The 12,918-nt window shown below is 53.7% G+C and carries 10 protein-coding genes; 4 read left to right on the top strand and 6 right to left on the bottom strand.

Annotation, left to right across the window (positions count from 1 at the left end):
• The first annotated feature begins 5 nt into the window (after positions 1-5).
• Positions 6-668 (top strand): exodeoxyribonuclease X, encoded by a 663-nt coding sequence (gene exoX, locus WB237_RS03430; protein WP_336210316.1) that lies wholly within the window; start codon positions 6-8, stop codon positions 666-668.
• Here the strand turns inward: exoX and ptrB are convergent.
• Positions 665-2,725 (bottom strand): oligopeptidase B, encoded by a 2,061-nt coding sequence (gene ptrB, locus WB237_RS03425; RefSeq protein ID WP_336210314.1) that lies wholly within the window; start codon positions 2,723-2,725, stop codon positions 665-667. The genes exoX and ptrB overlap by 4 nt on opposite strands.
• 85 nt (positions 2,726-2,810) lie before the next feature.
• Entirely contained in the window at positions 2,811-3,461 is a 651-nt protein-coding gene (locus WB237_RS03420; RefSeq protein ID WP_336210311.1) for a tellurite resistance TerB family protein, read from the bottom strand.
• 170 nt (positions 3,462-3,631) lie between these two features.
• Between WB237_RS03420 and purT the strand changes: the two genes are divergently transcribed.
• Positions 3,632-4,810: a formate-dependent phosphoribosylglycinamide formyltransferase gene (purT, locus tag WB237_RS03415; protein ID WP_336210308.1), complete on the top strand. Its 1,179-nt coding sequence runs from the start codon at positions 3,632-3,634 to the stop codon at positions 4,808-4,810.
• Between the two features lie 41 nt (positions 4,811-4,851).
• Here purT and kdgA read toward each other — a convergent pair whose 3' ends face one another.
• From kdgA to zwf, 3 genes are all read right to left on the bottom strand, one after another.
• Entirely contained in the window at positions 4,852-5,493 is a 642-nt protein-coding gene (kdgA, locus tag WB237_RS03410) for a bifunctional 4-hydroxy-2-oxoglutarate aldolase/2-dehydro-3-deoxy-phosphogluconate aldolase (RefSeq protein WP_336210305.1), read from the bottom strand.
• Between the two features lie 39 nt (positions 5,494-5,532).
• Positions 5,533-7,344, bottom strand: coding sequence for a phosphogluconate dehydratase (gene edd, locus WB237_RS03405; RefSeq protein WP_336210301.1), 1,812 nt, complete (start codon positions 7,342-7,344; stop codon positions 5,533-5,535).
• Between the two features lie 234 nt (positions 7,345-7,578).
• Positions 7,579-9,054 (bottom strand): glucose-6-phosphate dehydrogenase, encoded by a 1,476-nt coding sequence (gene zwf, locus WB237_RS03400; protein WP_028018638.1) that lies wholly within the window; start codon positions 9,052-9,054, stop codon positions 7,579-7,581.
• Positions 9,055-9,411: 357 nt separating this feature from the next.
• On the opposite strand from zwf, the gene WB237_RS03395 reads away from it, so the two are divergent.
• Together WB237_RS03395 and pyk are read left to right on the top strand one after the other, a co-directional pair.
• Positions 9,412-10,281: a MurR/RpiR family transcriptional regulator gene (locus tag WB237_RS03395; protein ID WP_028018637.1), complete on the top strand. Its 870-nt coding sequence runs from the start codon at positions 9,412-9,414 to the stop codon at positions 10,279-10,281.
• A 139-nt stretch (positions 10,282-10,420) separates the two neighbouring features.
• Positions 10,421-11,863: a pyruvate kinase gene (gene pyk / locus WB237_RS03390; RefSeq protein WP_114976895.1), complete on the top strand. Its 1,443-nt coding sequence runs from the start codon at positions 10,421-10,423 to the stop codon at positions 11,861-11,863.
• 45 nt (positions 11,864-11,908) lie between these two features.
• Here the strand turns inward: pyk and lpxM are convergent, their stop codons facing one another.
• Positions 11,909-12,880, bottom strand: a complete 972-nt coding sequence (gene lpxM, locus WB237_RS03385) for a lauroyl-Kdo(2)-lipid IV(A) myristoyltransferase (RefSeq protein WP_028018636.1) — start codon at positions 12,878-12,880, stop codon at positions 11,909-11,911.
• Positions 12,881-12,918: the final 38 nt, after the last annotated feature.

Raw genomic sequence — 12,918 nt, 5'->3', positions numbered from 1 at the left:
TTTCAATGCTGCGCGTCATCGATACCGAAACTTGCGATCTTCAGGGCGGAATTGTGGAAGTGGCCTCTGTCGATGTGGTAGACGGTAAAATCGTCAACCCAATGAGCCATCTGGTGCGCCCGGATCGCCCTATCAGCCCGCAGGCAATGGCAATCCATCGCATTACCGAATCAATGGTGGCGGATAAGCCGTGGATAGAAGATATTATTCCACACTATTACGGTAGCCCGTGGTACGTCGCGCATAACGCCAGCTTTGACCGCCGGGTGTTGCCCGAAATGCCAGGCGAATGGATTTGTACCATGAAGCTGGCGCGTCGCCTCTGGCCGGGGATCAAATACAGTAATATGGCACTGTATAAGTCCCGTAAGCTTAGCGTCCGTACACCTGAGGGGCTTCACCATCACCGCGCGTTGTACGACTGCTATATTACCGCAGCGTTACTCATTGACATCATGAATATTTCTGGCTGGACGCCGGATGATATGGCAACGATTACTGGCCGTCCTGCGCTTCTCACTACCTTTACCTTTGGCAAATATCGCGGTAGAGCAGTGTCTGATATTGCGGATAAAGATCCGGGCTATCTGCGCTGGCTATACAACAACCTCGACAAAATGAGCCCGGAACTGCGCTTAACGCTGAAACACTATCTGGGCGAAGCCTAAGGCTCTTCACCGCCTGGCAGCGTTCCCTGCGCCAGGCCAATCAGGAAGGCATATTCCAGGGCGACGCCTTCATAGGTTTTGAACCGCCCTGATTTCCCTCCATGCCCGGAATCCATATCGGTACAGAGCAGCAACAGATTATCATCGGTTTTTAGCTCCCGTAGTTTTGCCACCCATTTTGCCGGCTCCCAGTACTGCACCTGCGAATCATGCAATCCGGTGGTGACCAGCATGTGCGGATAGGCTTTTGCCTCCACGTTATCGTACGGGCTGTACTCTTTCATATAGCGATAGTAGATCGCATCCTGAGGATTCCCCCACTCTTCGAATTCCCCCGTCGTCAGGGGAATGGATTCATCAAGCATGGTCGTGACCACATCGACAAACGGAACCTGCGCAACAATCCCTTTAAAGCGATCGGGACGCTGGTTGATCACCGCCCCCATCAACATACCTCCCGCGCTGCCCCCCATCCCAAAGCAGAGATGCGGATCCCCGTAGCCTTGCTCAATCAGCGCATCACAGACATCGAGATAGTCATTGAAGGTGTTTTTCTTTTTCAGGAATTTCCCGTCTTCATACCAGTGCTGCCCCAGCTCACCGCCGCCGCGAACATGGGCGATAGCGAAAACGAAGCCACGATCGAGCAGACTTAACCTACTGCTGCTGAAATCGGCATCCATACTTGAGCCATAGGAGCCGTAGCCGTAAACCAGCAGTGGGTTTTTACCTTTCTGGAAATGCGCCTGGTGGTAAACAAGAGAGACCGGGACCTCAACGCCATCGCGGACAGTGACCCACAGGTGCTCGCTGCGGTAGTTCTCAGACTCAAACCCTTTGACCTCGGTCTGCTTAATCACCTGACGCTGCCCGGTATCCATATCCAGCTCAAACAGCGTGTCTGGTGTGGTCATGGATGAGTAGCCGTAGCGCAAGCGCGACGATTCGGGTTCAGGGTTGAAACCAATCCACGTCACATACGCTGGGTCGTCGAACGCAATACCCACCACTTCCCGTGTTTTACGGTTGATTTGCCGGATACTGGTCAGCCCGCGCTGACGTTCTTCCACCACCAGCCAGTCGGTAAACAGAGTGAAGCCTTCCAGCATCACTTGCTCCCGCGCAGGAATAAGCACCTCCCACTTACGTTCATCGCGCACTTTGGTTTTATAGAGACCAAAGTTTTTGCCCTCGCGATTAGAGCGCAAATAAAAACTGTGCTGGAAGTGATCCAGACTGTACTCATGATCCTTACGACGCGGCAGAAAACAGAGCGGCTGGGCATCAGGTAGTTCGGCGTCCAGCAGCAAAACCTCAGACGTCGTCGCGCTGGCGAGGAAAATAATCACATAGTGGCGTGAGGAGGTTTTATGCAGGCTGACATAAAACGTTTCGTCTTTCTCTTCATAGACCAGTTCGTCATCGGCAGAACCCATCCCTATGGTATGTCGCCACACCTGATAAGGCAGTAGCGTGGACGCATGCTTTTTGACGTAGTAGACGGTCTCGGAGTCATTCGCCCAGACAAAATCCGGGGAGACGTTTTCCAGCATTTCAGGATACCAGTTACCGGTGTCCAGATTGCGAAAACGCAGGCCATACTGACGGCGGGAGAGGTAGTCCTCAGCCAGCGCCATAATCGTGTTGTCAGGTGAAATGGACATGCCGCCCAGCGTATAAAATTCGCTGTGGGCGGCGCGCTGGTTGGCATCCAGTAAAATCTCCCACTCATCCCATTCGGCACTTAACACGGGTTGTCGTTGGTAGATGGGATACTCGTTGCCGGGCTCGTAGATATGACGATAGCGATAGCCATTTTTGGTCCAGGGCGCGGAGATATCATGCTGAGGAATGCGTTGCACCATTTCATTCAGCAGTTGATCCTGAAGTGCCTGCTGGCTGGACATGACCTTGCGGCCATAGTCGTTTTCCTCGTGCAGGTAGTCGAGCACCTCTGGCCGGGAGCGAGAATCGTCCCGTAGCCAGTAATAATTGTCTATACGCGTATCGCCATGCGTGGTTATCGCATAAGGAGTACGTCGGGCTTTCGGTGGCATGTGATCATTCTTGTAAGTTCTACACCCTATAAGGGTGGCAAAACCCACGCATGATGCAAGCGAAACATGACCACAGAAGTGATAGTCAGTCAGTTAACGTCCGCTTTTGTTCCCGGATATCCTGCTCAATGCCCTCCCGGACATCCTGAGGGATCTTCAGCGCATCCCCCAGAGCATTGAGATAGCTCCGCTCCATAAAATGATCGATATCAATGGCGGCACAGCTGAGGAAATAGAGTTCAAGGGCTTCTTCCTCATTTTTCACACTCTGCGCAAGGCGCTGTGGATCGAGTGGTTGATCGATCGCCTGCGCCACCAGGACTCTGCCCTTCTCTTCGACACCGGCTTCACGAAGCTGCTGCTCAATCGCCGCTCGTTCTTTATCGTCAATATGCCCGTCACTCTTCGCGGCAAAGACCAGCGCAAGGATCAATCGTTCGGTACGCAGATCCAGAGGCGAGGTATGTTCACCGTAATGCGGTTCATCGCTGTGGGTAGTTCGTACCCTGTCCTTGTATTTATTCCACAGTACGGTGCCAGCGATGGCCCCGCCACCGGCCAGCAACGCGCCAGTACCATATTTTGCCAGCAACTTACGTGAGGATTTATTCGCGACCAAAAGGCCTGCCAATCCGCCGAGTGCACCGGGAACCAGCAATTTACTGAGCCCCTGCTCACCAGACGACGATGTTTTCTGCCCTAACAACGATTGCAACTGATTTAACCAGCCTGACATGGTTTCCCTCACTTAACGGTGAACATATTTCACAGCGTAAGCGAGCAGGCGTCAGGAAATGTCCAGCCTGGCTAAAGATGCGCAAATTTCTTCCCCCTCCTTTAGCCCTGCACAAGACACACGCAAACGTTTTCGTTTATACTGCGCGCATCTTTTTCAGGGGGAATGTTATGACTCGTTTAGGCACTGCGCTGCGACCTGCAGCGACGCGTGTGATGCTGTTGGGATCGGGTGAACTGGGTAAAGAGGTCGCCATTGAATGTCAGCGTTTAGGTGTGGAAGTGATTGCCGTAGACCGTTACGCCGATGCTCCTGCCATGCACGTCGCCCATCGTTCTTATGTGATTAACATGCTGGATGGCGAAGCACTGCGGGCGCTGATTACGAAGGAGAAACCCGATTTCGTGGTCCCGGAAATTGAAGCCATCGCCACCGATACGCTGATCGCCCTTGAACAGGAAGGCCAGCGCGTGGTGCCCTGTGCCAAAGCGGCAAAACTGACCATGAACCGGGAAGGTATTCGTCGTCTGGCAGCGGAAGAGTTGGGGCTCCCCACGTCGAGCTATCGGTTTGCTGGCGATAAATCCGCATTCCTGCAGGCTGTCGAGGAGATTGGCTACCCGTGCATCATTAAACCCGTGATGAGTTCCTCCGGTAAAGGACAGAGCTTTATTCGCGACAGCAGCACGCTGGATAAGGCATGGGATTATGCCCAGCAAGGTGGTCGTGCCGGAGCGGGTCGCGTGATTGTCGAAGGTGTCGTGAAATTTGATTTCGAGATCACCCTGTTGACCGTCAGCGCCATTGATGGCGTCCATTTCTGTGACCCAATTGGCCACCGCCAGGAAGATGGCGATTACCGTGAATCCTGGCAGCCGCAGCAGATGAGTGCCCTGGCACTGGAACGTGCGCAGGCGATCGCCCGTAAAACCGTACTGGCGCTGGGCGGCTATGGCCTGTTTGGCGTAGAGCTTTTCGTCTGCGGAGATGAGGTTATTTTCAGCGAAGTCTCACCTCGCCCGCATGACACCGGCATGGTCACGCTGATTTCGCAGGATCTCTCTGAGTTCGCCCTGCATGTACGCGCTTTCCTCGGCCTGCCTGTTGGTGGTATCCGTCAGTACGGCCCGGCCGCTTCCGCAGTGATCCTGCCGCAATTAACCAGCCAGAATGTCACGTTTGATAACGTCGACGGAGCAGTAGGTGCCGGGTTACAGGTGCGTTTGTTCGGTAAACCGGAGATCGACGGCACGCGTCGGCTTGGCGTAGCATTAGCTACCGGGGATAACGTTGAAGACGCCGTGGCGAGAGCGAAAACAGCCTCCGCTGCAGTTAGCGTAACAGGATAAAAAAACGGGCCGAAAGGCCCGTTTTCCATGCTGCGAATAACTTACTGCTTCGCACCTTCAACCGCTTCACGAGCCAGTTTAGTAATACGATCCCAGTCGCCCGCTTCCAGCGCATCCGCCGGAACCAGCCATGAACCACCGATGCACAGCACGCTTTTCAGTGCCAGGTAGTCACGGTAGTTAGCAGGAGAGATGCCACCCGTCGGGCAGAAACGAACCTGAGCGAATGGACCCGCAATCGCCTGCAGCGCTTTGGTGCCGCCGTTCGCTTCTGCCGGGAAGAATTTGAACTCTTTCAGACCGTAGTCCATACCCAACATCAGTTCAGATACGGTGCTAATGCCAGGGATCAGCGGAATGGTGCCTTCGGTTGCCGCTTTCAGCAGAGACTCCGTCAGGCCCGGGCTGATAGCAAACTGTGCGCCCGCTTCAGTCACTTCCGCCAGTTGCTGTGCATTCAGAACGGTGCCCGCACCGACGATGGCGTCCGGCACTTCTTTAGCGATTGCGCGAATGGTATCCATCGCGCAGGCGGTGCGCAGGGTGACTTCCAGAACACGAACGCCACCGGCAACCAGCGCTTTCGCCATCGGTACCGCATGCTCCAGTTTATTTACCACGATAACAGGCACGACAGGGCCAGTGGTCATGATTGCTTCTGCACTTGTTTTCCAGTTTTTCATCAGTGTCTTCTCTCGCCAGATCGTTAAAATCAAGTCGTCTTAAAACGTAATACAGGTTGCGCCCTGCTCAGCACCAGAGAGTTTCTCACGCAGCGCACCAAACATTTCGCGCCCTGTCCCCACGCGCGATGCGCTCAGGTCAGGAATATGTGGCTTACGTGCCGCCAGCTCTGCGTCATCCACCAGCAGGGTTAACTCACCTGTCTGACCGTTTACGCGGATCATGTCGCCGTCACGCACTTTCGCCAGCAAACCACCGTCGTAAGCTTCAGGTGTCACGTGGATGGCTGAAGGCACTTTACCGGATGCGCCAGAGAGGCGTCCATCCGTCACCAGAGCAATTTTGAAACGGCGGTCCAATAATACACCAAGTGGTGGCATAAGTTTATGTAATTCTGGCATCCCGTTGGCCTTTGGCCCCTGATGGCGAACGACCACCACGCAGTCTTTATCCAGAAGACCGGCGTCAAAGGCAGGTAATACGTCATGCTGGCTTTCGAACACTACCGCCGGTGCTTCGATAATCTGATTCTCTTCCGGTACGGCAGACGTCTTCATCACCGCGCGTCCGAGGTTGCCGCTCAGCACTTTGGTACCTCCATGAGGAGAGAATGGTTTGTCGATGGTGGCGATAACCTGTGCATCAAGAGAGGCATTCGCCCCTTCGCGCCAGTCCAGCTCGCCGTTATTCAGCCACGGCTCCTGGGTGTAGCGTTGCAGACCAAAGCCCGCCACGGTATTTACATCTTCATGCAGCAGACCGCCTTTCAGCAGCTCGCGCATCAGCAGTGGTACACCACCAGCGGCCTGGAAGTGGTTAATGTCAGCCGGGCCGTTCGGGTACAGACGCGCCATCAGAGGAACAACAGAAGAGATCTCGGAGAAATCATCCCAGTTAATCAGAATGCCCGCTGCACGCGCCATGGCCACCAGGTGCATGGTGTGGTTGGTTGACCCTCCCGTTGCCAGCAACGCGACGATACCGTTAACGATAACTTTCTCGTCAACCATTTTGCCCATCGGCATCCATTCGTTGCCATTACCGGTTAAACGCGTCACCTGGCGGGCAGCAGCTTCGGTCAGCGCCTGGCGCAGTGGTGCATCCGGCTGGATAAAGGACGAGCCCGGAAGCTGCATCCCCATGAACTCTACGACCATCTGGTTAGTGTTAGCCGTACCGTAGAAAGTACAGGTTCCTGGTGCATGGTAGGATGCGGCCTCTGCCTCCAGCAGCGCCTGACGGTCTGCTTTCCCTTCTGCGTACAGCTGACGGATACGTACTTTCTCTTTGTTTGGCAGGCCGCTTGCCATCGGTCCGGATGGCACGAAGATCGCAGGCAGATGACCAAACGACAGCGCAGCCATTACCAGGCCCGGGACAATCTTGTCGCACACGCCGAGATACAACGCGCCATCGAACATGTTGTGTGACAAGCCAACCGCTGCAGACATCGCAATCACTTCGCGGCTCAGCAGGGAAAGCTCCATTCCGTCCTGACCCTGCGTCACGCCGTCGCACATCGCCGGAACACCGCCCGCCACCTGGCCCACGGCATTCACGCTGTGCAGCGCTTTACGGATGACATTGGGATAGACCTCATACGGCTGGTGCGCGGAAAGCATATCGTTGTAGGAGGTAATGATAGCGATGTTGTTACGCAACATGCTTTTCAGCGAGGCTTTATCATCGGGTTGGCAGGCGGCGAAACCGTGTGCCAGGTTACCGCAAGCCAGCTGAGAGCGGTGGACGGTGTTGCTTTTAGCTTGTTCAATCCGGGCGAGGTAGGCAGAACGGGTCTCTTTCGAGCGTTCAATAATGCGCTGTGTTACGCGTAACAATGTCGGATTCATAAATGCTCCTCTAATTTATCTGTCCGTGCTCAGGAGTTTACAAAGTCGCTGGCAGTTGTTAACAACGCTGAAACGCTTGCTGTCCGGAGCTCAGGGGCAAAATCACTTCCGGCAGTGTAATAAAAAAAGCTCCGCGGGTGAATCCACACGGAGCTTAAAAGTTTAAAAATTGTGCCACTAGCTGTGTTAGATCATGTTACCGGTAAAATAACACTTTCGAGCTAGAGGATGATCTTACTCAAACTCGTTCCAGGAGCGGCCATCGCGGGTGATCATCGCCACGGACGCGACTGGCCCCCAGGTGCCTGCCTGATACGGTTTAGGCGCATCCTGATCGGCTGCCCAGGCTTCGGTAATGGAGTCAACCCATTTCCAGGCCTCCTCCACTTCGTCGCGGCGCACAAACAGCGCCTGGATACCGCGCATGGTTTCCAGCAGCAGGCGCTCATACGCGTCTGCAAGATGCGTCTGGTTGAAGGTTTCGGAGTAGCTCAGATCCAGCTTGGTGGTCTGCAGGTTGTGTTTGTGGTCAAGGCCCGGCACTTTGTTCAGGATCTGAATATCAACCCCTTCGTCCGGCTGCAGGCGAATGGTCAGTTTGTTCTGAGGCAGTTCCTGCCAAGACTCTTTGAACAGGTTCAGTTCCGGGTTTTTAAAGTAAACAACCACTTCGGAGCATTTGGCTGGCAGACGTTTGCCGGTACGCAGATAGAACGGAACCCCCGCCCAGCGCCAGTCGTCGATATCCACGCGGATCGCCACAAACGTCTCGGTGTTGCTGGACTTGTTCGCACCCTCTTCTTCCAGATAGCCTGGCACTTTTTTGCCCTGCGCAAACCCGGCGGTGTACTGACCACGAACGGTCTTCTCACGTACGTTAGAGCGGTCGATACGGCGCAGTGACTTCAGTACTTTCACTTTTGCGTCACGGATGCTGTCAGCCGTCAGGTCAGACGGTGGAGACATAGCAATCATGCACAGAATTTGCAGCAGGTGGTTCTGGATCATGTCGCGCATCTGACCGGCCTGGTCAAAGTAACCCCAGCGCCCTTCAATCCCTACCTCTTCCGCCACGGTGATTTCCACGTGGTCGATAGTGCGGTTGTCCCAGTTGTTTACAAACAGGGAGTTAGCAAAACGCAGCGCCAGCAGGTTCAGGACCGTCTCTTTACCAAGATAGTGGTCAATACGGTAAACCTGGCACTCTTCAAAGAACTCGCCTACCTGATCGTTAATTTCGCGGGAGGTTGCCAGCGACGTACCCAGCGGCTTCTCCATCACCACGCGCGCCGGCTTGGCGTTTAGTTTGGCTTCGCCCAGACCTTTGCAGATGGCACCAAAGGTGCTTGGCGGCATGGCGAAATAGTTAATAGTGACACGATTTTTCTGATCCAGCATGTCGCCCAGGCGGGAAAACGCACTGATGTCGTTCACGTCCAGGTTGCAGAAATCAAGGCGTCCGCTCAGCGTATCCCACAAACTTTCATCGATTTTCTCTTTCATGAACGTTTCGAGCGCTTCACGCACGACTTTGGTATAAGCGTCTTTGTCCCATTCGGCACGCCCTACACCCAGGATACGGGTATCTGGATGAAGTTGGCCTGCTTTTTCCAGTTGATACAGGGAAGGCAGCAATTTCCGGCGTGCAAGATCGCCTTTCGCGCCGAAAATGACCAGGTCACATGCCTGGGCTGTTTGCGTTACCGCCATGTCATTCTCCTCAGTTGGATCACCTGGTACTTCTGCCAGGTATCGTTGTAATTTTATTACAATGCACTGTACTGCTTTTACGTCATTCCCGAAACCATTAGCGCTTATCGCCACGTGCTTTACCGCGATTTTTCGCCATTCCGGTGATTTCGGAGGTGCAATGACGCAACAACCGTCGATTCTTTGCGCAACAAGGGCCCGACAAAACCCGACGCCGATCAAGTAATGAAAAAAAACAACAACATTATCTTGTCGACTGTTACCCTTTATGGAAGCCACAGGGGTAATATCGGCTAAATCGAATCACGATTTCACCCATTTATGAAATCGTTTACACCCATGAGCGTCATGTTAACAATGAACATGCTGGAAAAAATCCAGTTTCAACTGGAACACCTTAGCAAATCCGAGCGAAAAGTGGCCGAAGTTATTCTCGCGTCTCCCGCTCAGGCGATTCATTCAAGCATCGCCGCTCTGGCGCAGGAAGCGAGTGTCAGCGAGCCAACGGTAAATCGCTTCTGCCGTAGCCTGGAAACACGCGGCTTTCCTGATTTTAAACTGCATCTGGCACAAAGTCTGGCTAACGGCACTCCTTATGTTAATCGTAATGTGGATGAAGACGACAGCGTTGATGCTTACACAGCGAAAATATTTGAGTCAGCCATGGCCACACTTGACCACGTCCGCCAGAGTCTGGATATGAGTTCGGTGAATCGTGCAGTGGATTTACTCACCCAGGCCAAGCGGATTGCATTCTTTGGTCTTGGGTCGTCGGCAGCTGTGGCGCACGATGCTATGAACAAATTCTTCCGCTTTAACGTGCCGGTTATTTATTCTGATGACATTGTGTTGCAACGCATGAGCTGTATGAATTGCAGTGAAGACGATGTCGTGGTACTGATTTCGCACACCGGACGCACCAAAAGCCAGGTGGAACTGGCCCAGCTGGCGCGTGAAAACGATGCCATGGTGATCGCTCTCACGACGGCGGGTACACCTCTGGCCCGTGAAGCGACGCTGGCTATTACCCTCGACGTACCGGAAGACACCGATATCTATATGCCGATGGTCTCCCGTCTGGCGCAGCTCACGGTGATTGACGTGCTGGCGACCGGTTTTACCTTACGAAGGGGCGCAAAATTCAGAGATAACTTGAAGCGTGTCAAGGAAGCGCTTAAGGAATCGCGTTTTGATAAAGAATTGCTTATCAAGAGCGATGTTCCCTGATAGTTGATAACGAGACGTAACGAATAATTACGATGTAACGATTTACGGCATTCGGTCCACTCTCTGCCGCCTTGCGGCAAATGAAGGCCGATTCAATGTTCACGCAACACCAAAGTTGTTTCAGTCAACGGAGTATTACATGTCCAGAAGGCTTCGCAGAACCAAGATCGTAACCACCTTAGGCCCGGCCACAGATCGCGATAATAATCTCGAGAAAATTATCGCCGCAGGTGCCAACGTGGTGCGTATGAACTTCTCTCACGGTACGCCAGAAGACCATAAATTACGTGCCGATAAAGTGCGTGAAATCGCAGCAAAACTGGGCCGCCATGTTGCCATCCTCGGCGATCTGCAAGGTCCTAAAATTCGTGTATCGACCTTTAAAGAAGGCAAAGTCTTCCTCAATATTGGCGATAAATTCCTGCTTGATGCTAACCTCGGCAAAGGTGAAGGCGATAAAGAGAAAGTCGGGATCGACTATAAAGGCCTGCCAGCTGACGTGGTACCTGGCGATATCCTGCTGCTTGACGACGGTCGCGTACAGCTGAAAGTGCTGGAAGTTCAGGGCATGAAAGTGTTTACCGAAGTCACTGTCGGTGGCCCTCTCTCCAACAACAAAGGCATTAACAAACTGGGCGGCGGCCTCTCTGCAGAAGCGCTTACTGATAAAGACAAAGCGGATATTGTTACTGCTGCGCTGATCGGCGTTGACTACCTGGCCGTCTCCTTCCCACGCTGCGGTGAAGACCTGAATTATGCGCGCCGACTGGCACGTGATGCGGGTTGCGATGCCAAAATCGTCGCTAAAGTTGAACGCGCGGAAGCTGTTTGCGATCAGGACGCCATGGACGACGTGATTCTCGCCTCCGACGTAGTGATGGTTGCCCGTGGCGACCTGGGTGTGGAAATCGGCGACCCCGAGCTGGTGGGTATCCAGAAAGCGCTGATTCGTCGCGCACGTCAGCTGAACCGTGCGGTGATCACCGCCACTCAGATGATGGAATCCATGATCACCAACCCAATGCCAACCCGTGCGGAAGTCATGGACGTGGCCAACGCCGTGCTGGACGGTACTGATGCAGTTATGCTTTCAGCGGAAACCGCGGCAGGCCAGTATCCTGCAGAAACCGTGGCCGCCATGGCGCGCGTTTGCCTGGGTGCTGAGAAGATCCCAAGCATTAACGTCTCTAAACACCGTCTGGACGTTCAGTTCGACAACGTGGAAGAAGCGATTGCGATGTCCGCCATGTACGCTGCCAACCACTTGAAGGGCGTAACCGCGATCATCACCATGACCGAATCTGGCCGTACCGCACTGATGACCTCCCGTATCAGTTCCGGCTTGCCTATCTTCGCCATGTCCCGTCACGAGCGTACGCTGAACCTGACGGCGCTGTATCGCGGTGTTACCCCGGTTCACTTCGATAGCAGCAATGACGGCGTGGCTGCGGCACATGACGCCGTAAACCTGCTGCGCGACAAAGGCTATCTGGTATCCGGTGATATTGTCATCGTGACTCAGGGCGATGTGATGAGCACCATCGGCTCAACCAATACCACTCGCGTCATGACAGTCGAGTAAGTCAGTCTCTGTTAAAAAGCCCTCTCCTTTCAGAGAGGGCTTTTTTTATTTCGTTGGAAAAAGCTCTTTGCGTTTATACGGCTCTTTTTCGCCTGGCTTACGCGTTTTAAGCAGTTTCAGTATCCACGTATACTGCTCCGCATGCGGTCCCACCAGTATTTCCACCTCTTCGTTCATTCGACGCGCAATGGTGTTATCGTCTGCGGTGAGCAGATCATCCATCGGCGGGCGAACTTCAATGCTCAGACGGTGGGTATTACCGTCGTAGACCGGGAAAAGTGGAATAACACGGGCACGGCAAACCTTCATCAGACGGCCAATCGCAGGTAGTGTCGCTTTGTAGGTCGCGAAGAAATCCACAAACTCACTGTGTTCCGGGCCGTGATCCTGATCCGGCAGATAGTAGCCCCAATAGCCCTGGCGTACGGACTGAATAAACGGCTTGATACCATCATTACGCGCATGAAGGCGACCACCAAAACGGCGACGCACCGTATTCCAGACGTAATCAAAGATCTTGTTGCCCTGATTATGGAACATTGCCGCCATTTTTTGTCCCTGCGATGCCATCAGCATAGCTGGAATATCAACGCCCCAGCCGTGTGGAACGAGAAAAATGACCTTCTCGTTGTTGCGACGCATCTCATCGATGATTTCCAGACCTTTCCAGTCAACACGATCCATGACTTTTTCCGGCCCTTTCAGCGCCAGTTCAGCCATCATCGCCATCGCCTGTGGCGCTGTGGTATACATGGCATCAATAATGGCTTCCCGCTCTGCGTCGCTCTTCTCCGGGAAACAGTAGTAAAGATTAATTTGCGCACGGCGACGTGCACTTTTGCCTAAGCGTCCTGCCAGGCGACCTATTTTACCCAACACAGGATCGCGTACAGAGGCCGGTAACATCGCAATACCCGCAAATGCATAAACGCCAAGCCAGGCACCCCAGTTACGCGGGTGACGGAAAGATTTTTCAAACTCAGGAATGTACTCAATATTGTTTTTTTGGGTTTCCATGCTGGATCCAGGGTCTGATGACGCAAAATTTTATTCAG

This window comes from Enterobacter sp. P82, assembly GCF_037053385.1.
Taxonomy (GTDB): domain Bacteria; phylum Pseudomonadota; class Gammaproteobacteria; order Enterobacterales; family Enterobacteriaceae; genus Enterobacter.
The sequence above is the reverse complement of the archived record's forward strand: the minus strand, read 5'-3'. Positions and strand labels throughout refer to the sequence as shown.

What these genes read in the sequence shown, in the direction of transcription:
- exoX (WP_336210316.1), top strand. Translation starts at nt 6, where the DNA reads ATGCTGCGCGTCATCGATACCGAAACTTGCGATCTTCAGGGCGGAATT.
- ptrB (WP_336210314.1), bottom strand. Translation starts at nt 2,725, where the DNA reads ATGCCACCGAAAGCCCGACGTACTCCTTATGCGATAACCACGCATGGC.
- WB237_RS03420 (WP_336210311.1), bottom strand. Translation starts at nt 3,461, where the DNA reads ATGTCAGGCTGGTTAAATCAGTTGCAATCGTTGTTAGGGCAGAAAACA.
- purT (WP_336210308.1), top strand. Translation starts at nt 3,632, where the DNA reads ATGACTCGTTTAGGCACTGCGCTGCGACCTGCAGCGACGCGTGTGATG.
- kdgA (WP_336210305.1), bottom strand. Translation starts at nt 5,493, where the DNA reads ATGAAAAACTGGAAAACAAGTGCAGAAGCAATCATGACCACTGGCCCT.
- edd (WP_336210301.1), bottom strand. Translation starts at nt 7,344, where the DNA reads ATGAATCCGACATTGTTACGCGTAACACAGCGCATTATTGAACGCTCG.
- zwf (WP_028018638.1), bottom strand. Translation starts at nt 9,054, where the DNA reads ATGGCGGTAACGCAAACAGCCCAGGCATGTGACCTGGTCATTTTCGGC.
- WB237_RS03395 (WP_028018637.1), top strand. Translation starts at nt 9,412, where the DNA reads ATGAACATGCTGGAAAAAATCCAGTTTCAACTGGAACACCTTAGCAAA.
- pyk (WP_114976895.1), top strand. Translation starts at nt 10,421, where the DNA reads ATGTCCAGAAGGCTTCGCAGAACCAAGATCGTAACCACCTTAGGCCCG.
- lpxM (WP_028018636.1), bottom strand. Translation starts at nt 12,880, where the DNA reads ATGGAAACCCAAAAAAACAATATTGAGTACATTCCTGAGTTTGAAAAA.